The organism is Streptomyces diacarni (genome assembly GCF_003323715.1).
GTDB classification, from domain to species: domain Bacteria; phylum Actinomycetota; class Actinomycetes; order Streptomycetales; family Streptomycetaceae; genus Streptomyces; species Streptomyces diacarni.
Window position 1 is genome coordinate 243,557 of sequence record NZ_QOIN01000046.1, and the last position, 21,933, is coordinate 265,489.

Here is a 21,933-nt window from a genome sequence, read left to right on the forward strand (position 1 = left end):
GGGTCGGGCGCCCGGGTCCTGGTCGCGGTAGGCGGGCCGGTGCGGCGCCGGAGGGGTGGTCAGGACCGCGTGAGCCCGCGTTCGATGGCCTTGCTGTTGGCGCGCATCATCTGGAGGTAGGTGGCGGCGCCCTTGCCCTTCTCCGTCAGCGATTCGGAGAACAGCGGCACCACGGCGACGTCGACATGGCTCTCCCGTTTGAGGACGCGCGCCAGGCGGTCGGGCTGCGAGGAGTCGACGAAGATGGCCTTGACGCCCGTCCTGTCGATCGTCGTGGCCAGGGACTTCATGTCAGCCGCGCTGGGTGAGGCCAAGGTGGTGCCACTCGGAATCACCGCGCCCACGACCTGGAAACGGAACCGGTGGGCCAGGTATCCGAAGACGTGGTGGTTGGTCACCAGCTTGCGTCGTTCCTTCGGTATGGCGGCGAAGCGCTCCTTCATCCGTGCGCTCAGGCGCCGTACCTTGTCCCCGTACTCGGTGGTCTGCGCAGCGATGGCCTTCTTGTCGACGCCGTCGACTTCCCCGGCCACCTTCTCGCCGATGAGCCGGACAGCTTTCCGCACCCTGTAGGGGTCGGTCCAGAAGTGCGGATCAGGCCGGCCCGCTGTCTCGTCGGACTTGTACGTGAGAGGGTCGACCGCCTTGCCGACACCGAGCGTGGGCACTCCCGAGTCCCGGGCGGCCGAGACGTGGCGCAGCACGTTCTCCTCCAGGCCCAGGCCGTTGTAGACGACCAGATCCGCGCTCTCGATCTCGGCGGCCTCGGCTGCCGAGACGCCGAAGGAATGGGGGTCCGCGTTCGGCTTCATGAGCACTTTCACCTCGGCCTCGCCGCCGACGATCTGCCGGGTGATGTCGCCCAGGATGTTGGTGGTGACCACCACGGTGGGCCGTTCGTCCGCCCGCCCGGAGCACCCCGTCACGCCGGCGAACACGGCGCAGACCAGCAGGACGAGAAGCGGCACCGCACAGCGGCGGGGCAGCGCAGGGTGGTCGCCGGCGCTCACCGTCCCGTCTCCACCATGACGGAGGGTGCGACGTCCACGGAGAAGGAGCGCGCCTTGCGGAGGCCGTCGTTGTAGTCGATCTCGTAGACCTTCTTCGCGGCCACGTCGTTGACGTAGGCGCGGTTCGAGTCGACCTCGATCACCGGCCGGCGAGCGTCGCCATCCGCGCTCCTGGAGAGGAGCTTCTTGCCGGCGATCTGCTTGCCGCTGGATATCTCGTACGACGTGAGTGTGCCGGAGTCGTCCAGGGTCAAAAGTGGCGTTCCCTCTCCGGCGCTGTTCACGGCTGCCACCGGACCGGTTTCGACCAGTTTCCACTCACGGTCTGGAACATCGAGCACCCATACGCCCCTGTCGCCCGCCTTGGCCGTCAGCGTGGAGCCGAGGGATCTGTGCCGGAAGGAGGTGGGGCGTTCCTTGTCGGGGACGCTCCGGCCGAAGGGAATCTTCTCGCCGTGGGGCTTCCCCTTCTTCTCGGAGACGAACAGCGCGCCGTCGGCACATCCGAAGACGGCACCGGTGCGGGTCACCGCCGCACCGCGGAGGTCCGGGCATGTCTCGCGCAGGGTGGTCTTCTTCTTGCCGTGCCGGTCACGTACCTCCACCACGGTTCTTCCGCCGGGCCCGGCGGCGGGAACGAGTGCGGCGTCCTCGAGGGGGACGACGGGGCCCGCGGCGGGCTTGCCGAGGGTCGCGGTCGTCTTGATGCGTCCCTTCTCCAGTTGCGCGTGGTCCAGTAGTTCGGTCCTGCCGCCGGCGAAGGTGACCGCCGTGAGTGAGGGGCTGCTGTGCACGTGTTCCGGCTTCTTTCCCCGCAGAGTGCCGATCTCGCGCGTCTTGGCGCGGTAGTAGTGCACGTGGTCGCCGTGGTCGACCATCCAGGCGCCGCTGTCGAAGATCTTCGTGCCGCTGCCGGAGGCGGCGTAGGCGAACCGGCCGTCGGTGAGCAGGCGGGCGCCCTCGGGCATGCGGCCCAGCGGCCTGGTCTTCTCCTCGATGAGGTCGAGCATCTGAAGGGTGCCGCTCGCGCTGTCGCCGAGTACGAGACGGGACTGCTGTTCCGCGGCCTCCTGTGCTCCCGGGACGTAGCCGTGCGGTGTCGAGGAGGACGAGGGCTTCGTGTCGCTCTTCCCGCCTGTCCCTTCGTCGCTGTCGGCACAGCCCAGGAGCAGGAGCCCCAGCGTCAGGGACGCCGCGGAAGCAGTCGCGGCCTTCTTGTGGTTCCAGGTCATGACCGGTGTTCGTGGTCCCTTCACGTTTCGAGTGCGGGAAGAGGCCGCGCGTCCTTGGACCGGCGCCGTCTCAGCCCCGCGGCGGATGCGGAGAGGAAGAAGAGCACAACGGCGACGGCGGCGATCGTCGCTCCTGCCGCTGTGCGCAGATGCCAGGACAGCAGCAGACCGGCGAAGGTCGCCGTCATGCCGAACAGCGCGGCACCGCACATGACCACCGGCACCCGGCGCGCCCACGGCAACGCCGCCGCAGGCGGGGCGATCAGCAGCCCGAACACCAGCAGGGTGCCCACCACGTGGAAGGACGTGACGATGGCGAGAGTCACGAGCCCCAGCAGCGCCGCGTGCGCCAGGCGGGGACGCAGCCCGAGGGTGTGGGCCTTCCGCTCGTCGACGACGAGGGCCAGGAAGGACCGGTAGCCCAGCACGGAGACGAGCGTGGCCGCGCACAGCGCGACGGTGAGGTTCACCAAGTCCTGTTCGCGCACCGCCAGAACGTCTCCGAAGAGGAACCCGGTGAGGTCGACGGCGAATGACTGGGATCGCGAGACGATGATCACGCCGAGCGACAGCATCCCCACGAAGAGCAAGCCGATGCCCGTGTCCTGCGAGAGCCGACGCGAACGCCCCAGGACCGTCACGCCGCAGGCCATCACACCGGCGCTGACGGCGGCGCCGACCAGCAGACTGCTGCCGTGGAGCGAGGCGAGGGCCACCCCGGGAAGCATGCCGTGCGACATCGCGTCGCCGAGAAAGGTCATGCCTCGCAGCACGACCCACGTTCCCGTGGTGGCGCAGATCAAGGAGACCAGGATGCCGCTCCACAGGGCCCGCTGGACGAAGGCCACTTCGTACGGGCCGGTCAACCACTCCATGGCTCGGCAGACTATATTGAAAACGATTTTCATGGCAACTTATGTGAAGGGCATGCTTCCGTGACCACCTGCGAGGTCTCGCTCCGCAACGTCGCCGCCGGGTACGCCCGCCGGCCGGTCCTGCGCCAACTCACCGCATCGATACCGACATCGGCGACCACAGCTGTCGTGGGACCGAACGGCTCGGGAAAGTCGACCCTGCTGAGCGTGCTGGCCGGCGTGCACCCGCCCACCGCCGGCACCATCGAGCGGCGCCGCTCATCCCGCCCGTGCTTCGTCGTCCAGCGCAGCGCCGTGTCCGACACGCTGCCGCTCACCGTCCGCGAGACGGTCTCGATGGGCCGCTGGGCCCACCGGGGCCCCTGGCGACGGCTCACCGCCGAGGACCGCGGAGTCGTCGACCACAGCATGGGCCGACTCGGCGTGCGCGAACTGGCCTCCCGGCAACTCGGCGAGCTGTCGGGAGGCCAGCGGCAACGGGTCCTCGTGGCCCAAGGGCTGGCGCAGGAGGCAGACCTCATCCTGCTGGACGAGCCCACCACGGGCCTGGACGTGGCCGCCCGGGAGAGCATCGCGAGCGTGATGCGCGACGTCGCGGCCGACGGGATGGCAGTGGTCCACGCGACACATGACCTGGCCGCGGCCAAGGAGTCCGATCACTGCCTGCTGCTTGTGGACGGCAGGCTGATCGGGGAAGGGAAACCGCGCGACGTACTCACCGACAGCGCACTGCGCGAAGTCTGGTGACTGCGCTGAACGCTTCTCCGCTGGTTCGCCGAGGCGGCGAGTGATCTGCCGAGGCGACGGGGGCAGACCTTGAGGGGGCAGGCTGTGCCGGCGGCGGCGGACCGGCCGCCCAGCCCGCCGGACCGCCGCTTCGACAGGCAGAGGTTACGTGGCCGCACCTGCCGGCCCCGGCCCTCACACGCTCCGCCGCCCGAGGTTGCCGTGCCGGCCTGGGCGGCTACCGCGACGGCGAGCCCGGTCCCGGCCGCCACCGGGGACGCCGGAGAGCAGCCGGTCTTCGAGGGGACGTCCCCCGTGCGAGCCACACGCAGGTGTCCACCGTGGGGTGACGCATCCGGGGAGCCGGATTCGTAGCGTTCGGAGAGCCGCGGCGTTCCGGTCGCGGACGGGTGCGTGGCCTCGGGGCCCGCCCGCGTTTCATCTCGGGAGCGATCTTATGAGCCGCAAGGGCAGGACTTCTGCCGTCATCGCACTGTGCTGCGCCGTGGGCGGCGTCGGGCTGGTCGGCTGCGAGGAGCCGTCGGAGGACGGCTCCTCGCAGGCGGCCTCGGGGTCGTCCGCTTCGCGGCGGCCGGCCGATGACGGCGTGCTCACCGCCGCCGGAACCAGGAAGATCAAGGTAGGCGGCCGGTCGGTGAACGTGTCCTGCTCCGGTGCTTTCGCGGAAGGCAAGCCGGTCATCGTCCTCCTGCACGGAGGCGGCGACAGTCTGCAGAAGATGGCCGGGCTCCAGAAGAAGCTGAGCGGCAGGAACCGCGTCTGTTCCTACGACCGGCTCGGTGCGGGTGCCAGCGACAAGCCGGACGGGCCGCAGACCCTCGACAGCACCGGAAAGGTGCTGACCGGCGTGATCGAGCGGGTGTCCGGGGACGCTCCGGTCGTCCTCGGCGGGCACTCGCTGGGCGGGCTGATCGCTGCCCGGTACGCGGGCGACAACCAGGACAGGGTGGCGGGGCTGGTGCTGATGGACGCCACCTCGCCGACGCAGAAGGCGGATCTCACCGAGGCGGTACCCGAGTCGGCCACCGGCCCGGGCGCCGAGTTGCGCGACCAGACACTCGCGGTTCTGGGCGGAAAGAACCCCGAGCAACTCACGGTCCGCGACGGGAAGGTCCGCTCCGCCGGTGACATCCCCGTGGAGGTGGTCAAACACGGGAAGCGGTACCTGGCAAAGGTGCCCGAGTACGGCGCTGCTATGGAGCGGGCGTGGTCCGAGGGGCAGCGCAAGTGGCTCGCGGTCTCCAGCCGCAGCAAGCTGAGCACCGCCGAGAACAGCGAGCACTACATCTACCTCGACCAGCCGGACGTCGCGGTCAGGGCGCTGCAGCGCGTCACCTCGCAGGCCGCGGACCGCGCGTAGGCCCGGGTGGGTACAGGCGCGCGGGCACAGTCGGGTCCGCGCACAGGCGGAGCGCACGGACGTGCACGGCGGACGGTGCGGCGCTGACCGTCCCGAAGGAGGCCGCCCTCCCCGCGTGTTCGGGGAGGGCGTTGTCCCTCGTGCGAGCTACACGGAGGCCCCGCAAGTGTCCACCGCGTGGTGACGCCCGCGGAGCGTCGGATCCGTAGCGTTCCGGAACAGCGTGCCGGCTCGGCGGCGGTTTGGGAGAAGGGGTTTTCATGAGAGTGGTATGGCAGCTTCTGGTGGTCGCGGCGGTCGCGTTGGCGGGCGGCCAGGTGATCGCCGGGGTACAGGAGGACGACCCCTGGCTCACGTTCGCGGTCGGCCTCTCGTCGGCCGCGCTCGCGCTCCTCGCGTACGCGTGGGTGGTGCGCAGGAGCGAGCACCGGCCGGTGGTGGAGGTGGCCGTGAAAGGGGCCGCGCCCGCGCTCGGCCTGGGGGCGCTGGTCGGCGTCGCGGTGTTCGGGCTCGTCGTCCTGCAACTGGCCACCAACGGGTACTACGAGATCGAGGGCCGGGGTTCGACGACCGGGGCGATAGGGCTCGTCGGGTTCATGGCGGCCGCTGCCGTGACGGAGGAACTGCTCTTCCGCGGCGTCCTGTTCCGGATCATCGAGGAACGCACCGGGACCTGGATCGCGATGGCGGCGACGGCCGTGCTGTTCGGCGCATACCACTTGGCCAACCCGGACGCGACGTTGTGGGGTGCGCTCGCCGTCGCCATCGAGGCCGGGGGCATGCTCACGGCCGCGTACATCGCCACGCGGAACCTGTGGGTGCCGATCGGTGTGCACTTCGGCTGGAACTTCGCCGCGGCCGGCATCTTCAGCAGCGTGGTCTCCGGAAACGGCGCGAACCAGGGGCTGTTGGAGACCACGGCGTCCGGCCCCGAGCTCGTCACCGGTGGCGACTTCGGCCTCGAGGGCAGCGTGTTCTCGGTGCTGTTCTGCGCGCTGGCGACGCTCGCGTTCCTCCTGCTGGCCCGCCGCCGCGGTCACCTGGTCTCCCGCCGCCGGTGCGTGGAGGAGCGCGCGAAGCGGCGTGCGGGCGAGCGCGCGGAGGGGCGCTCGGAAGAGCCCGCGGCGGAGCGCGCGGAGGGGCGTGCCGACTCGGGCGCGGGGCAGGCCGAGGCCCCCAGTACACTTCCCCGGTGATCAGTTCTCGGCTGGTCCCTCAGCTGTGGCGCCGTCTCGACGTCGTGGTGCGGGATCTCCCGCTCGCGCTGCTGCTTCTCGTCCCGTCGTTCGTGCCGGCGTTCCACAGTCACGGGACGCAGCTGGGTGGTCTGCCGACCCGCCCCTTCGAGGCGCTGACCGTGGTGGCGATCTGCCTGCAGTGTCTTCCGCTCGCGGTGCGGCGGCGGTGGCCTTTCACCTGTCTCGCCGTGGCTTTCGCCGGCTTCGCCGTCGACCAGCTTCTCGGGTACCACACGCTCGCCGGTACGGGGCTGTCCTTCGCGCTGCTGAGCGCGGCCGCCCATCTGGAGCGGCACCGGCGTGCCACCGTGCTCTTCTTCTCCGTGGCGTACGTGCCGCTGGCCCTCGCCCTCTTCCGGCTGGGCACGGAGGGGCTGGAGGAGTTCGTGGCGTTCTATCTGGCGTGCGCCCTGGTGTGGGGGATCGGTACCTGGTGGCGCTCCACGCGCAAAGCCGAGGCCGAACGCCGTCTCCGGGTGGCGGAGGAGACCCGTACCGCCGAACGGGCGCGTATCGCCCGCGAGTTGCACGACGTGGTGACGCACCACGTGACGGCGATGGTGGTGCAGGCCGAGGCGGCGCGCTATCTGACGGCGGCGCCCGACCGCCTCGACCAGGCGCTCACCGCCACCACCGACACCGGTCGGCGCGCCCTCACCGACCTGCGGCACCTCCTCGACCTGCTCAACCCCGACCACGGTGCCGACACCGGAGGGCCTGCCGACCGTGCCGACGCCAGGACGCCACCGGTGGGCCGGCTCCTCACGCTCGTCGAGCAGACGCGCCGGGCCGGCCAGCCGGTGGAGTTCACCGAGGAGGGGACGCCCGCTGAGTCGACCGGAAGCGCCGATCTGGTGGCCTACCGGGTCGTTCAGGAGGCTTTGACGAACGCCCTCAAGCACGCTCACGGGGGCCGCACCTCGGTCCAGGTGCGGCATGGCGCGCGGGAGATCGTCGTGGAGGTCGGCACGGACGGGTCCGGTGCGCGGGCCGGCTCTCCCGGCGGGAGCGGCCGGGGCCTGGCCGGGCTCCGGGAGCGGGTCGACGTCCTGGGCGGTGACTTCAGCGCCGGCCGGCAGCGCGGGGGCCGTTTCGTCGTACGGGCACGCATACCCGCGCGGAGCCTGTCGTGACGGCGCCGGTCCGGGTCCTCGTCTGTGACGACCAGGTGCTGGTCCGTACCGGGCTGGTGACGATCATCGACGCCCAGCCCGACCTGGAGGTGGCGGGTGAGTGCGGTGACGGGCGGACCGCGGTCGACCTCGTCGGCCGGCTGCGCCCCGACGTCGTCGTGATGGACGTACGCATGCCGGTGCTCGACGGCATAGAGGCGACCCGCCTGCTGGCCGGCGCCGGGGTGGAGCACCCCGTCAAGGTGCTCGTGGTGACGACGTTCAATCTCGACGCGTACGTGTACGAGGCGCTGCGCGCGGGGGCGAGCGGGTTCCTGCTCAAGGAGGCACCGCCCGCCCAGCTGCTGCACGGGATCCGCACCGTGGCGACGGGTGCGGCGCTGCTGGATCCCGAGGTGACGCGTCAGCTCGTGGGCAGGTACGCCGCCCGCATCCGGCCCGCCGAGGGAGCCGGGGACGACACCCCGCTGACCCCGCGCGAGCTCCAGGTGCTCCGGCTCATCGCGGACGGCCTCTCCAACAGCGAGATCGCCGCGGCGCTGCTGCTGAGTCAGGAGACGGTCAAGACCTTCGTCTCCCGCATCCTGACCAAGCTCGGTCTCCGCGACCGCGTCCAGGCGGTCGTCTACGCCTACCGGCGTGGCCTGGTGACCTGACGGGGGCCCCGGCGGCCCCGTCGGCGGGCCGCCGTCCTCGTCGGCGGGCCGGTGGGCGATGGCCTGCCCGGTGCGTCGCGCTCCCCGTGACGCCGTGTCAGGCCGACAGCCTCCGGGTTCTCTGGTCTGCTGGTCTCCTGGTTTTGAAGAGGCCCGCGAAGGGCGCGCGGCGGTGAAGGGAGCGGTATGGCGGCCGGCAGACATGTCAGACGCGTAGGGACACTCGTGGGCGGGGGGCTGCTGCTGCTCGTCGGGGTGGCGCTCCTCGTCCTGCCGGGCCCTGGACTGCTGCTCGTCTTCGCCGGTCTGGTGGTCCTCGCCCGGGAGTTTCCCGGTCTGAACCGGTATGTCGAGCCCGTGCGGGACAGGGCGCTCCAGGCCGCGGAGGAGAGCGTCTCCTCACCGCTGCGGCTGGCGGGGTCCGCCCTCGCCGCGCTGGCCCTGATGGCGGCGGGGGTGGCCTGGGGGCTCGTGCCCGACCTCCCCTTCGGCGGCTGGAGCACGGGGTCCGGTCTGATCCTCGCGGGCTTCATCCTGGTGGGGCTGCTGGTCTGGAGCCGCCGCCGGGTCACCGCGCAACGGGCGTCGCGCCGGTGAGGCGCGCTCGCCCCGCCCGGCTGAGGCCGCATGGCGGCGCGCACCGTGCGACTGTGCAGCTGCGACGGGAAACGTCGTGATTGTGCAGGTAGAGGCGGGTGGAGGGGTGGCGTATCGTCCTCGGATGTTGCCAACTTGTTCATACAGGTGACTTCCCTGGACGGGGTTCTTCTTGACAGACTCCGTTGACTCGCACGTTTTCGCACACCCTTGTGAGGTCAGCAGACAGATGCCAGCACTCAACCGCCGCAGGTTCCTCCAGATCGCCGGTGCCACCGCGGGCTTCTCCACCCTGTCCGGCAGCATCCAGCGCGCCGCCGCGATCCCCGCGGCCCGCCGCTCGGGCAGCATCGACGACGTCGAGCACATCGTCGTGCTGATGCAGGAGAACCGGTCCTTCGACCACTACTTCGGCTCCCTGCGCGGTGTGCGCGGCTTCGGCGACCCCCGGCCCATGGCGCCCACGGGCAAGAAGTCGGTGTGGCACCAGTCGGACGGCTCCAAGGACGTGCTGCCGTACCACCCGGACGCCGAGAACCTGGGCATGCAGTTCATCGCCGGCCTCAACCACGACTGGGCGGGCGGGCACCAGGCCTGGAACGAGGGCAAGTACGACCAGTGGATTCCGGCCAAGGGGCCCGGCACCATGGCCTACCTGACCCGCGAGGACATCCCCTTCCACTACGCACTCGCCGACGCCTTCACCGTCTGCGACTCCTACCACTGCTCGATGATCGGGGCGACCGACCCGAACCGCTACTACATGTGGACGGGGCACGCGGGCAACGACGGCGAGGGCGGCGGCCCGGTCCTCGGCAACGAGGAGGCCGGCTACGGCTGGACGACGTACCCCGAGCGGCTGGAGCAGGCGGGCATCTCCTGGAAGATCTACCAGGACATCGGCGACGGCCTGAACGAGGACGGTGGCTGGGGCTGGATCGAGGACGCCTACCGCGGCAACTACGGGGACAACTCGCTGCTGTGGTTCACCAAGTACCAGGACGCCAAGCCGGGCGACCCCCTCTACGACAAGGCCCGCACCGGGACCGAAGCCAAGAAGGGCGACGGCTTCTTCGACATCCTCAGGGCCGACGTGCAGTCCGGCAAGCTGCCGCAGATCTCCTGGATCGCCTCGCCCGAGGCGTTCACCGAGCACCCGAACTTCCCCGCCAACTACGGCGCCTGGTACATCTCGCAGGTCCTCGACGCGCTCACCTCCAACCCGGACGTGTGGGCGAAGACCGCGCTGTTCATCACCTATGACGAGAACGACGGCTACTTCGACCACGTCGTCCCCGCCTACCCGCCGGCCTCGAACGCGCAGGGCCGCTCCACCGTCACCACCGAACTCGACACCTACACCGGTGGCCTCGCCGGCTACGAGCCCGGCCCCTACGGCCTCGGCCAGCGGGTGCCCATGCTCGTCGTCTCCCCGTGGAGCACCGGCGGCTACGCCTGCTCCGAACTGTTCGACCACACCTCGATCATCCGCTTCATGGAGCGCCGCTTCGGCGTGCACGAGCCGCACATCTCGCCCTGGCGCCGTGCCCTGTGCGGCGATCTGACCTCGGCGTTCGACTTCGGACTCAAGGAGACAGAACCGGCGTCGCTGCCCGGCACCGACGCCTACGAGCCGCCGGACAAGGAGCGGCACGACTCGTACGTGCCCAAGCCCCCGGCCGAGCCGGTGCTGCCCAAGCAGGAGCCGGGCTCCCGCCCGACCCGGCCGCTGCCCTACGCGCCGCTGGTGGACGGCTCGGCGCAGGTCGCCGACGGGAAGTTCACGCTCACCTTCAGCGGCGGCGAGCAGGCCGGTGCCTTCTTCCTGGTCACCTCCGCCAACCGCACCGACGGCCCCTGGACCTACACCACCGAGGCGGGCAAGAAGCTGTCCGACACGTGGAACGCGGCCTACTCCGAGGGCGCCTACGACCTGACGGTGCACGGTCCCGGCGGTTTCCTGCGCACCTTCACGGGGCCCGCCGACAAGGCCGGGCCCGAGGTCACCGCCCGCCACCTGGGCGAGAGCGGCGACATCGAGCTGACCCTGACGAACGACGGGGCAGAGGACCGCGATGTGACGGTCGCCAACGCCTACGGCGGCGCGAAGGAGACCCACCGGGTGCGGGCCGGCGCGCGGGTCGTCCGGACGGTGAGCCTGCGCGCCACCAAGCGCTGGTACGACCTGTCGGTCACCACCGACACCGACGACGCGTGGCTGCGCCGGCTCGCCGGACACGTCGAGACGGGGGAGCCCGGCGTCAGCGACCCGGCCACCCTCACGGACTGACCGGCGCGTGAGCGGCCGGCTCGGCCCTGCCGGTGGAGGACGCCGCGGCCGTCCCGGCGAGGGTGGTGCGGCAGACCTTGCCGGTGGGGCCGAGCGGCATGTGCTCCACCAGGAGGAGCCTTTCGGGGAGCTTCCGGCGCTCCAGGCCGCGCTCGTCCTCCAGATAGGAGGTGAGCGCGGCCAGTGTCAGGGGAGCGGGCCGGGCGCAGGGCGCCTGCCGCACGCAGGCGCACAGGCGTTCGCCCAGTTCCGGGTCCGGCACACCGACACACGCCACCTCGGCCACCGCGGGATGGCCGCCGAGCTCCCGCTCCACCTCGGCGGGGCTGATGTTGTAGCCGCCGCGCACGACGATCTGCTTGAGACGCCCGAGAACGTGCAACCGCCCTTCGGCGTCCAGCCGGCCCAGGTCGCCGGTGCGCACCCAGCCGTCGTCCGTGCGGTAGCGGGCGTCCTGATCGGGCCCCGCCACATGGCTCAGCGGGGTCATCGGGCCGCGGGCCAGGATCTCGCCCGACCGCCCGGCGGGCAGGGACAGCGCGCTGCCGCCGGGTTCGGCGACGCGGATCTCGGCGACGGCCGGGTCGGGCGTTCCGGCGCAGGTGGGCCCGCCGCCGTCGCCGCAGGACGTGTGGCAGTTCACCCCGTCGGAGGAGCCGTAGACCGTCAGAACGCGGCGGCCGAAGCGGGCGCGGCACGCCTCGGCGGTCGCCCCGGGCAGCGCGGCCCCGCTGGAGACGAGAGCCCGCAGCCCTGCGACGTCCTCCCCGGGCATCCGGGGCAGGTCGGCCAGCCGCCGCAGCATCGCCGGAACCCCGAACACATGGGTGGGGCGGTGCGCGATCAGCATGCGGAGGGCCGCCGCCGCGTCGAAGCCGTCCTGGAGCAGCATCGTGCCGCCGAGCGCGGCGAGCGTGACATAGCTGCCGAGCGAACCGAACGACGAGGCCAGCGAGACGAGCAGCAGGTTGCGCATCGGCTCCGTACCGTCGTGCAGGGCCCGCACGTAGGAGGCGCGCCCGCCCGCCATGGCGTTGTGCGAGTAGGCCACCATCTTCGGTTCGGCTTCCGAGCCCGAGGAGACGAGGAGCCGGACGGGCGCCTCGGGATCGTGCGTACGGGGCCGGAAGTCAGTGCGGGCCGCGTCCGTCAGCGACTCCGCGCAACGCGGTCCTTCGCCGGCTTCGCCGCAGGTGAAGAGCGTCTCCAGGTACGGCAGTCCGGCGCTCGGCACCGCGTCCCGCTCCCGCGCCACGACCAGGGCGCGGGCCCGCGAGCGCGCCAGCAGACCGGCCGGGCCCAGGCTGCCGTGCCCCGGCGGATAGGGCAGGGCGACCGCGCCGACGGCCGCCACGGCCAGCTCCGCCGCCACCGCGGCCCGCCCGTTGGGCAGCCGCAGGGCGATGAGGTCGCCCGGGCCCAGCCCGTGCTCGGCCAGACGGGCGGCGAAGTGGCGGACGGTGGCGTCCAGCCCGGCATAGTCGACGGTGCCCGACGCGTCGACGACGGCCGCTCTGCGGGGGTGGGCGCGTACGTGTGCGGAGAAGAGGGCGTACACGTCGCGGTCCGGGCACCACCCGCGCTCCACCCACGCGCGGCGGAGCGAGGCGGGGACCAGATCCCGCACGGGCACACCCGCGTTCGACGTCCATACGGCAGAGGCGGTCGTCACAGGAACTCCCACGGGGCGAGCGGACGCGCGTACGCGTCGCGGCGGACGGCGGCGGTCAAGCGCGGGTCGGCGGCCAGTCGCGCGAGGTCGGTGCCGACCGGCAGAGCCGTCAGCCCCGCCGCGGCGAAGCGCGCCGCCCACTCGGTGCTCGTCCCCGCACGCAGCCGGGCCGCGGCCGCGTCGGGGCAGCGTGCCGCGTCCGCGCCGATGACCCGTCCCAGCTGCTCCGGATGGGCGCGGGCTGTCTCGCCCACCCACAGGTGGCCGTCGGCGGTCGCGGGCGGCGTCTCCCACGGGCCCCACCGGACGCGCTGCCGCGGCCGTGGCACCAGGGCGGCGGCGGACAGCAGCGAGGAGTCGGCGCGCTGCCCCCGCCCGGTGCGGTCGCGCGCGAGCAGCCCCGCCAGTACGGCCTGCGCGCTCAGCAGCCCGCCGAGCACGTCGGTGAGCGTCATCAGCGAGGGCGCGGGCGGCAGGTGCGCCGGACGTACGGCGGCGGCCAGCCCGCTGTGCGCCTGCACCAGGAAGTCGGTGCCCACGGGCGGGGCCTGGCCCAGCGCGTCGCCCCATCCCGAGGCCCAGGCGTGGACGAGACCGGGCCGCAGGGCGGACAGGTCCGCGGCGTCCAGAGCGAGCCGCGCCGCCTTGCCCGGGGCCCAGTTGTGCAGGAAGACGTCGGCGCCCGCCACCAGCTCCCGCACGGTGCGCCGCCCCCGGTCCGTCGTGAGATCCGCCTCGACGACCTGCTTGCCGTCGTTGAGGGCGCGAAAGCGCGCCGAGGTGGGCCCCGCCATGGGCGGCATGCCCCGCATCGGGTCGCCACCGGGGGGTTCGATCCGCACCACCTCGGCACCGAGCAACCGCAGCACGTGCCCCGCCAACGGCCCCTGCACGCGCCGGGTGGACTCCACGACGCGCAGCCCCGCGAGCGGAGGGCGTCCGCTACCCGGCGGCGTCCTGGCCGCTTCTCGTGCGGCGCCGGCCGTGGCGTGGCCCAGCGCTGTCAGACGCCAGGCCGGTGGCGCGGTACCGCCGCGCGGGTCGGCACAGACGGAAAGCACGTCGGCGCCCGCCTGCGCGGCGGCCGTGCGGATCGCCGCGTAGGGTGCGGCGCCCGCGGCACGGTGCAGGGTGTGCGGCAGCAGGCAGGTGGCCGTCGCGAAGCGCTGCTGGAAGGGGCGCCACCCTGCGCGGAGGGCGTCGGCGGGCGCCCCCAGGCGCTGCCAGAACCCCAGCCACCGCTCGGCGTCGAGCGCTTCCAGCTCGAAGGGCACGCCGTCGGCGGAGACGAAGAGCCGGTGGCCCGCCTCCGTGGGCGCCTCCCGCCGCGTCGCCGCGGGCGGGGGATCGTCCTCGTCGCCTTCGGCGGTGGCCGCGGCCAGGTACTGGCTGACGCTGAACAGCGCGGCCTGGCTCACCGAGGTGCGCACCCGCGCGACGTCCGCCCCCGCGGCGCGGCCGAGCAGGGCGGCGCAGACGCCCTGCGCCGCCAGCACCCCGGCCACCGTGCCGGCGTAGTCGACGGCGAGCGGCGTGGGCCGCCCGGCGGCGCGGCCGTGCACCCCCATGATTCCGCACGCCGCCTGCACGGCCTGCTCGCTGTGCAGGGGGAGGTCGACCGGGCCCGCCCAGTCGATGCGGTAGGGCACGGTGGCGGTGCCCGGGTCGCCCACCAGGGCCAGCAGCCGGTCGGCGACCCGGTGGGCTACGGCGGGAGCGGGAGCCACCCGGGTGCGCGGCGGGCTCGTCGTCACGCCGCCGCCCCCTCGCCGTCGTCGGGCCTGCGGCCCTGGACGGCGTACAGGACGCTGGAGGCCGCACGGAACGCCGGGTCCCGCATCAGCGCCCTGACCCGCTCCAGTTCGTCGCGCGTCATGCCCGCGGCCAGCAGCTGGTCCTGGAGGTGGTAGGTGTGGTGCAGCTGCAGTTGGAGACCGGGCGAGCCGGAGGTGCGCAGCTCGATGCGGGGCCGCACGTCGAGGTCCACGAGTCCGGCCGCGCGCAGCGCCGCGGGCACCTGCCGCCCCCAGTGCGGGTCGCCGCCGCCCGCGCGGAAGACGGCGCACTTGGCGTCCAGGAACCGTTGGTAGAGCCGGGCCGACTCCTCGTCCGGCGTCAGCAGCGGCGGCTCGTAGGAGGTGTCGAACTCCTCGACGTGCAGCACCCCGCCCAGGGCCAGTGACCGCACCAGTTTGCCCAGCACAGCGGTGCGTTCGGGCAGGTGCTGGAGCACCAGCCGGGCGACGACCAGGTCGTAGGACGCCTCGGGGAGCGGGTCGGTGGCCGCGTCGTGTGCGAGCGTCGTCAGCCCCGGCCTGGCGGCGATGTGGTGCGGCTTGACGTCGGTGGCCGTGACATGGCCTCCGGGCAGCACCCGCTCGGCGAGCCAGTGCGCGACGGTGCCGCCTCCGGCCCCGATCTCCAGGCACCGCAGGCCTGGTGCCACCCCCGCCGCGGACAGGTGCGCGAACGTGGCGGTGTCGTAGGCGGCGGCCAGACAGCGGTGCTGTTCGCGGCTGTGCTCGGTGTCGTTGTCGAACGCGTAACGCGCCGCCTGTGTCAGTGTGTCGGCCACGGTGTGCCGTCCTCCCTCGTCTCGCCCCTCGTCTCGGCAGGGCAGCCCGGTACGCGGCTCGTCACGTCCACCGTCCCGAGCCGACCGTCGCGCCGCTTCCGGTCAGCTGCCGCAGCAGCGCCGTGCGGCGCACCTTGCCGGTGCCGGTGCGCGGCACCTGCTCCCACGTCAGCGCCACGGGCTCGCCCAGCGGCGGCAGGTCCCGCACCGCCCGGTCCCAGGCGGCGCGCTCCAGCAGGCCGTCCTGGGTGACGACGACCGGCAGCGGAGGGCGCCCCGAAGGGCTCAGCAGCACGCACTCGGCGGCCTCGGGCAGCCGGTTCTCCAGCAGGTCCTCGGTGCGCAGGCAGCTCAGGCCCGGGGTGTGGTCCACCTCGCGGTCCAGCAGCTCCACGCTGCCGTCGCCGCGCAGGCGTGCCAGGTCGCCGGTGTTCCACCAGGCGCCGTGCCGCTTGGCCGCCCAGCGCTCGCTCTCGCCGACGTACCCGGCGGCGCAGGCGGACGTACGGGCCAGCACCAGTCCGGCCTGCCCGCGGCCCAGCGGGCGGAACGTGTCCGGGTCGACGACGCGCAGCCGGGTCTTGCCGGGAACCGGACGGCCCACGCCCCGCGCCTCGGAGGCGTGCGCGACGGACCGCCGGGTGTGGAAGCGGAACGTCAGCGGGCCCGTCTCCGTCTGCCCCCAGCCCTGCATCCACAGCGGCGCACGGTGTGCGCTGGCTCCCAGGTAGGCACGGAGGGTGGGCGGGTGCATCGCGTCGTAGGTGCTGATGAACAGCCGCACCCGGCGGAAGGGGTTGTCGAGGCGGGCGGTCAGCGGCTGGAAGCGGACGTAGGCGGAGGGGAGCGCCTCGACGAGCGTCGGCGGGTGGGCGCGCAGGAGGGGGTCGGCCACGTCGGGGTCCTGGGTGGTGACAATGGCGATCTCGGCCGGGTCCAGGCACAGCGCGCTCGCCGTCCAGCAGAACGTCCTGCCGTGGGCGAACGCGTTGGCGTTGAGGAGGGTGTCGTCGCGCCGCACACCGATCCGCGGGTACCGCACGGTCTCGAACCTGGCCAGCTTCCCGATGATGGTGCGGGTCGAGTGCGCCACCAGCTTCGGCACCCCGGTGGTGCCCGAGGTGTGGTTGATGACCAGCGGCTCGTCGTCGTGCCGCAGGTACGGGGCCGGCGCCGGGATGCCGGCCACGTCGGCCAGGCCGAGGGCGCCGGGCCCGGAGCCGTCCAGCAGGAGGACGGCGTCCGCCAGGCCCGGGGGTTCGGCCGCGCGCAGCGCCTCCCAGAGCGCGGCGGTGGTGGCCAGCAGCGCGGGCCGCAGCCGCCGCAGCAGCGTGACCAGGGACTGGTGCGGCAGGTCGGCTGACAGCTGTGCGGGGACGGCGCCGACGCGCACGGCCGCGCACGCCAGCACGTCGTAGTCCCAGTGGTTGGGTTTGACGATCGCCACCCGGTCCGAGGGGCCCGCACCCGCCGCGGCGAACCAGCCCGCGGCCCGCCGTACCAGCGCGGCGAGTCCGGGCACGGTGTAACTGGTCGCCTCCTCCGTGCCGATGTCGAAGGGCCGGTCGAGGTGGAAGCGGGTGGCGACTCCCCGGGTGGCGCACTCGTCGAAGAGGACACCCATGTCGTGCGGTTTCACTCGGTCTCCTTCCCGCCGCCCACCAGGGCGCCGGAGACGGAACGGCGGTGCGAGGGGCCCGCCCCGGGCCGCACCGTGGCCAGGACCCGTGAGGCCGCCAGCGCGCCCGCGCGCACGGCACCTTCGCTGGCGGGCCGCAGGGTCAGCCAGTCCCCGGCGTACTCCACGGGCCGCACCGGACGCCGGGCGAACGCCCCGCGGTGGTGCAGCGCCTGCGGGGTGGCCTCGGGCAGCCCGTGGGCGAAGCCGTGCACGAAGGTTTCGGTGCAGGCGCGGTGCAGGCCCGGCACGTACCGTTCGGCCGCCGCCACGAGCTGGTCGGCGACCTCCTTGTCCGGGGCGCGCAGCAGCGCGGGCAGCTGTCCTGGCGCGGCCATCAGCGTCAGCAGCCCCTTGCCCGCGGGCGCACGGTACGGGTGCTTGGCGTGGTCGACGATGATGCCGGACAGCACGCTCTCCTCGGCGGCGGGCGTCAGCAGCACGTACAGCGGCCGCGGCGACGGCGGTGCCAGCGGCCGGTCGAGCAGACAACTCACCTTCAGCACGGGCGTGAAGGTGCACGCCGTCAGGAACGGCAGCTCGTCCGCGGGCGCGTTGGCGTGCAGGCGCGCCGCGACCGGTGCCGGTACGGCCAGCACGACCGCGCGTGCCGTCATCTCACCGCCGGCACCACCGGCACCGTCGGCCAGCCGCACCCGGGCGAAGCCGGGTTCGGAGACGACCTCGCGCACCGGTGTGCCGGTGACGACGTCGAGGTCCTCGGCGAGCCGCCGCGTCAACAGGTCCATGCCGTCCCGGTAGGTGCGCCAGCGCTCGGTGGTGCCGACCGACCCCAGCAGGCTCAGCAACGGCGCGGCGGCCGAGTGCTCCGTACGCCACCCGAAGAAGTTGCCCGCGACGGGCTGGAGCAGGTAGTCGTGCAGGTCGGGGTGGTAGCGGTGGGCGAACTCCGCCACCGTCGCGGCGCCCGCGGGTGTGCGCTCGGGGCGGTCGCCGTCGAACGCGGAGCCGTGCCGGGCCAGCCACGCCGTCAGCCGCAGCAGATCGAGGCGGGCGCGGGGGGTGAGCCCGGCGCCGGTGACGGGGGCGTTCCTGGCGGCCACCCCGGGATGGGCACGCCCGGACCGCCACACCCCGATCGACTTACCGATCAGCGGCACGTCCTCGTCCGGCACACCGAGGCGCCGCAGCAGCTCCCAGGTGGCGCGGTAGCCGTGCTCGGAGATCTGCTCGGCCCCCTCGTCGACCGTCCAGCCGCCGTGGCGGAAGCTGTGCATCCGCCCGCCCACCTCGGCGCGCTCCTCCAGCACCCGCACCCGCAGCCCCGCGCGCCGCAGCTCGTGCGCGGCGGTCAGCCCCGCGACGCCCGCGCCGACGACCACGGCGTCCAACTCGGGGCCCCCGCTCACGCGGCCGCCTCCGCGCCGTGCAGCAGCCCCGCCGCGACGAGCAGCACGGTGCTGACCCGGTGCACCACGAACCCCTGCCTGCGGGCCCGCATGATGTCACCCTCCCCGCGGAAGCCCGTCACGTACTGGCGGACCCGCAGCGCGGTCACCGGCAGCATCAGCAGCACGAACCACCAGGGCGCGATCCCCGTCGCGCTCGCGACCGCGCCCAGCAGGAACTCGGCGGCCGACAGCGCGCCGATGAAGACGGCGTTGCCCCGCGGGCCCACCAGGCACGCCACGGTGGGGCGGCCCACCGCGCGGTCGCCGGGGATGTCGTTGGTGTTGGAGTAGACGCCGAACAGCAGCGGCCCCGCCCCGAACAGCACGCCCGCGACGAGCACGAACCCGGAGAAGTGCCCCGCCACCAGCCCGTAGGGAGCCAGCACCAGGGCGGCGCCCAGACCGACCAGGAAGACCTCCTGGAAGCCGTGGTAGCTGATCTTGAGCCCGTAGGAGTACTGGAGCGCGACCACGAACACCACGGGCACGAGCACCAGCGTCCAGCCGGGACGGTGCGGGGCGAGCGCCACGGCGCCCGCCCACAGCGCGGCGCCCACCGCGGCGGTGCACCACGCGAAGCCGAGCGCCTCACGCTGCGTCAGCGTCCCGGCGATCAGCGGCTTGCGCAGCTTCCTGCGCAGGGGATCGTTCGGCCCGTAGTTGGCCGCGTCGCTGCCGTCCCGGTAGCCGGTCACATCGTCCAGCGCGACCATCGACATGACGACGAAGACCTCGCCGAGCAGGAACAGCGCCAGCGTCCAGCCGGCCGCCGCCTCGACCCTGGCCAGGGGCAGCAGCACCGCGGCCAGGGCCACCAGGATGCTGGGGTAGTAGTCGTAGACGTCGAGTTTGCCGAGCCGCACGAAGCTGCGCGCCTTGGGCTCCACGCGCGGCTCGGCGGCGGTGAGCGGCCCGGAATGGGCGTGACTGGTCATGTGCTGCGCTTCTCCTCGTATCTCCCGGCGGGGCCGGGTCGGGCGTCCGGTCGGCCGGTCGGATCTGGGGACCGGGCGGGCCGGGTCAGTGGTGGTGGCGGTCGGCCGTGGCGCCGCGCCGTGCGAAGTCGCACACCGCGTCGGCGACGTACTCGACCTGCGCGTCCGTCAGATGCGGATAGACGGGCAGCGCCAGGATCCGCCTGCTCGCCTGCTCGGCGTGCGGCCAGTGCTCGCCGGGCGAGGCGAAGGGGGCGAACGCGGACTGCCTCGGCAACGGCAGCGGGTAGTACACGTGGGAGTCGACGCCGCGCTCCGTCAGGTGGGCGCGCAGCGCGTCGCGTCGCTCGGCCAGCAGCGAGTAGACGTAGTAGCAGCGGCCCTCCCGCCCCCTCGGGGGCGGAACCACGCCCTTCTCGGCGAGTGGCTCGAAGCGTTCGGTGTAGTAGTCGGCGATGGCCGCGCGCCGCTCCAGCCGCGCGGGCAGCCCCGGCAGCCGGCGCAGCTGGAAGGCGGCCTGGATCTCGTCGAACCGGCTATTGTGCCCGATCACGTGGTGCACGAACCGGTGCGCGCCGTCCTGGCCGTGGTTGCGTAGCATCCGCACCCGCTGCCCGAGGGCCGCGTCGCGGGTGACCACCACGCCGCCCTCGCCCGGCATGCCGAACGACTTGACCTGCACGAAGGAGAAGACGCCCGCCTCGCCCCACAGCCCGGCCGGGGTGCCGCGCAGCACCGCGCCCTGAGCGACGGCGGAGTCCTCCAGCAGCCGCACCCCGTACTCCCGCGCCAGCGCCGTGAAGACGGGCATGTCGGCCATCACGGAGAACATGTGCGCGGGCATCAGCGCCTTGGTGCGCGGCGTGATGCGCCGCCGCACGTCGGCCGGTTCTGCGACCATCGTCCACGGGTCGATGTCGGCGAAGACGGGCCTGGCGCCCACGTGCACCACGGAGGCGGCCAGCGGGGCGCAGCCGAACGCCGGCACCACCACCTCGTCCCCCACGCCCACCCCCATCGCCGTCAGCGCCAGCCCCAGCGCGGAGGTGCCGCTGCCGCAGGCGACCACGTCGGCGGCGCCCAGCGAGCGGGCCAGCGCCTGTTCGAGGGCACGGGTGTGCTCGCCGAGGATGAACCGCTGCTCGGGCGCGGTGCCGACCTGGCGGATGATGTCGAGCATGGCGGTGCGGTCGTCGTCGAAGACGTCGGGCTGGAAGAAGGAGATGGCGCTGGTGCGCTGGGCGGTCACGTCGGTATCCCCGTCGGTCACGTCGGCTTCCCCGTGTAGAACTCACGAATGGTCTCGCTGACCCGGTCGACCTGCTCCACGTCCAGATCCGGGTAGAGGGGCAGGGCGAGCGCACGGGCGCTGGCGGCCTCGGCGCGGGGGAAGTCGCCGCGCGAGTGGCCGAGGTGGGCGAAGCACGGCTGCAGGTGCAGCGGCGTCGGGTAGTAGATCTCCGTGCCCACCCCGCGGCGGGTCAGGTGCTCGGCCAGCCGGTCGCGGTCGTCGGCCTCGATCAGGTAGACGTAGAAGACGGGCCGCGACTCCCCGCTCTCCTGCGGATGTTCGGCGCCGTGCGGGGCGCGCTCGACGACGTGCGGGAGCCGGGTGATGCCGGGAATGTCGTGTAACCGCTCGTGGTAGGCGGCCGCGAGTTCGGCGCGGCGGGCGATGTCGTTGTCCAGGCAGGTGAGTTTCGCGGACAGGACGGCCGCCTGGATGTCGTCCATCTTGCTGTTGTAGCCGGGCACATCGGTCTCGGTGGAGATGGTGGCGAAGTCCCCGAGGGTCGGCCCGAGCCGCCCGTGGTGGCGTAACGCGCGCACCATCTCGGCGACTTCCGGGTCGTCGGTCAGGACGGCCCCCGCGTCGCCGAGTGCGCCCAGGGTCTTGCTCGGGAAGAAGGACAGCACCCCGCCCTTGCCGTGCAGGCCCGCGTGGCGCCCGTACTGGCGCATCCCGATGCCCTCGGCGCTGTCCTCGACGAGGGTGAGCCCGCAGCGTGCGGCGACGGCGCCCAGGGCCGCCATGTCGGCCATCTGGTGGAACAGGTGCGCGGGCATCACGAAGCGGCTCGCGGGGGTGACGGCGGACTCCAGAGCGGCCGCGTCCATCGCGTAGGTGACCGGGTCGATGTCGACGAACTCGGGACGGCCGCCGGCCAGCACCACGGACGAGGCCGTGGCGACGAACGAGTACACCGGCACCAGCACCCCCTCGGAGCGGCGGAGGCCGCACGCGCGCAATAGCAGGACGAGGGCGTCCGTGCCGCTGTTCACCCCGACGGCGAACCCGGCTCCCGTGTAGGCGGCGAGTTCCCGCTCCCACTCCGCGACATGTCGGCCGTGTGAAAACTTCCCTGTCGCGAATACCTCGTTGACCCTCTCCTCCACGAGAGGCCACAGCACACCGAAAGTCGTTGCCTGGGAGAAGAACGGAACCTCGTCGGTTCCGGCCCGGGGCCCGGAACGTCGCCCCACCCCTCCGGAGACTCCTCCGAAAGACACTGCCACCCCAAT

At 72.9% G+C, this 21,933-nt stretch carries 18 protein-coding genes; 7 read left to right on the plus strand and 11 right to left on the minus strand.

The annotated features are described in order from the left end of the window. Window positions 1-59: 59 nt before the first annotated feature. The 3 genes from aztC to aztB are packed head-to-tail and all read right to left on the minus strand — an operon-like array spanning window position 60 to window position 3,117. Window positions 60-1,010: a zinc ABC transporter substrate-binding protein AztC gene (gene aztC, locus DTL70_RS17935; protein ID WP_425470380.1), complete on the minus strand. Its 951-nt coding sequence runs from the start codon at window positions 1,008-1,010 to the stop codon at window positions 60-62. Next, window positions 1,007-2,242: a hypothetical protein gene (locus tag DTL70_RS17940; protein WP_114022960.1), complete on the minus strand. Its 1,236-nt coding sequence runs from the start codon at window positions 2,240-2,242 to the stop codon at window positions 1,007-1,009. The genes aztC and DTL70_RS17940 overlap by 4 nt, the downstream gene beginning before the upstream one ends. Window positions 2,243-2,262: 20 nt before the next feature. Next, entirely contained in the window at window positions 2,263-3,117 is an 855-nt protein-coding gene (gene aztB / locus DTL70_RS17945; RefSeq protein WP_114022961.1) for a zinc ABC transporter permease AztB, read from the minus strand. 60 nt (window positions 3,118-3,177) lie between these two features. Here aztB and aztA point away from each other — a divergent pair, with 60 nt between their 5' ends. From aztA to DTL70_RS17980, 7 genes are all read left to right on the plus strand, one after another. After that, a complete protein-coding gene (gene aztA, locus DTL70_RS17950) occupies window positions 3,178-3,864 on the plus strand; it encodes a zinc ABC transporter ATP-binding protein AztA (RefSeq protein ID WP_114022962.1) in 687 nt (228 codons plus the stop codon). A 436-nt stretch (window positions 3,865-4,300) separates the two neighbouring features. Further along, window positions 4,301-5,224: an alpha/beta fold hydrolase gene (locus tag DTL70_RS17955; protein WP_114022963.1), complete on the plus strand. Its 924-nt coding sequence runs from the start codon at window positions 4,301-4,303 to the stop codon at window positions 5,222-5,224. A 260-nt stretch (window positions 5,225-5,484) separates the two neighbouring features. After that, a complete protein-coding gene (locus tag DTL70_RS17960; RefSeq protein WP_114022964.1) occupies window positions 5,485-6,420 on the plus strand; it encodes a CPBP family intramembrane glutamic endopeptidase in 936 nt (311 codons plus the stop codon). Beyond that, a complete protein-coding gene (locus DTL70_RS17965) occupies window positions 6,417-7,595 on the plus strand; it encodes a sensor histidine kinase (protein ID WP_114022965.1) in 1,179 nt (392 codons plus the stop codon). Before DTL70_RS17960 ends, DTL70_RS17965 begins: the two co-directional genes overlap by 4 nt. Beyond that, entirely contained in the window at window positions 7,592-8,251 is a 660-nt protein-coding gene (locus DTL70_RS17970; protein ID WP_114022966.1) for a response regulator, read from the plus strand. Before DTL70_RS17965 ends, DTL70_RS17970 begins: the two co-directional genes overlap by 4 nt. Before the next feature lie 186 nt (window positions 8,252-8,437). Beyond that, on the plus strand, window positions 8,438-8,848 hold the full coding sequence (locus DTL70_RS17975) for a PGPGW domain-containing protein (RefSeq protein ID WP_114022967.1): 411 nt from the start codon (window positions 8,438-8,440) through the stop codon (window positions 8,846-8,848). Between the two features lie 229 nt (window positions 8,849-9,077). Next, on the plus strand, window positions 9,078-11,138 hold the full coding sequence (locus tag DTL70_RS17980; RefSeq protein WP_114022968.1) for a phosphocholine-specific phospholipase C: 2,061 nt from the start codon (window positions 9,078-9,080) through the stop codon (window positions 11,136-11,138). On the opposite strand, the gene DTL70_RS17985 is transcribed toward DTL70_RS17980, so the two are convergent. The 8 genes from DTL70_RS17985 to DTL70_RS18020 form a co-directional block, all read right to left on the minus strand. Continuing rightward, complete coding sequence (locus tag DTL70_RS17985) at window positions 11,128-12,810, minus strand: class I adenylate-forming enzyme family protein (RefSeq protein WP_245979441.1); 1,683 nt, start codon at window positions 12,808-12,810, stop codon at window positions 11,128-11,130. The genes DTL70_RS17980 and DTL70_RS17985 overlap by 11 nt on opposite strands. After that, window positions 12,807-14,564 carry a CoA transferase gene (locus DTL70_RS34350; RefSeq protein WP_114022970.1) on the minus strand — a complete coding sequence of 586 codons (1,758 nt, stop codon included), beginning with the start codon at window positions 14,562-14,564 and terminating at the stop codon, window positions 12,807-12,809. The genes DTL70_RS17985 and DTL70_RS34350 overlap by 4 nt, the downstream gene beginning before the upstream one ends. Continuing rightward, complete coding sequence (locus DTL70_RS17995; RefSeq protein WP_114022971.1) at window positions 14,561-15,385, minus strand: class I SAM-dependent methyltransferase; 825 nt, start codon at window positions 15,383-15,385, stop codon at window positions 14,561-14,563. Before DTL70_RS17995 ends, DTL70_RS34350 begins: the two co-directional genes overlap by 4 nt. A gap of 61 nt (window positions 15,386-15,446) precedes the next feature. Beyond that, entirely contained in the window at window positions 15,447-17,009 is a 1,563-nt protein-coding gene (locus DTL70_RS18000) for an AMP-binding protein (RefSeq protein WP_114023204.1), read from the minus strand. Window positions 17,010-17,020: 11 nt separating this feature from the next. Further along, entirely contained in the window at window positions 17,021-18,433 is a 1,413-nt protein-coding gene (locus tag DTL70_RS18005) for a protoporphyrinogen/coproporphyrinogen oxidase (protein WP_114022972.1), read from the minus strand. Continuing rightward, window positions 18,430-19,410 carry a UbiA family prenyltransferase gene (locus tag DTL70_RS18010; protein WP_114022973.1) on the minus strand — a complete coding sequence of 327 codons (981 nt, stop codon included), beginning with the start codon at window positions 19,408-19,410 and terminating at the stop codon, window positions 18,430-18,432. Before DTL70_RS18010 ends, DTL70_RS18005 begins: the two co-directional genes overlap by 4 nt. Before the next feature lie 85 nt (window positions 19,411-19,495). After that, the gene (locus tag DTL70_RS18015) at window positions 19,496-20,590 is read right to left on the minus strand and encodes a DegT/DnrJ/EryC1/StrS family aminotransferase (protein ID WP_114023205.1); all 1,095 of its coding nucleotides are present in this window, start codon (window positions 20,588-20,590) and stop codon (window positions 19,496-19,498) included. An 86-nt stretch (window positions 20,591-20,676) separates the two neighbouring features. Then, window positions 20,677-21,894, minus strand: a complete 1,218-nt coding sequence (locus tag DTL70_RS18020; RefSeq protein WP_114022974.1) for a DegT/DnrJ/EryC1/StrS family aminotransferase — start codon at window positions 21,892-21,894, stop codon at window positions 20,677-20,679. Between the last annotated feature and the right edge of the window lie 39 nt (window positions 21,895-21,933).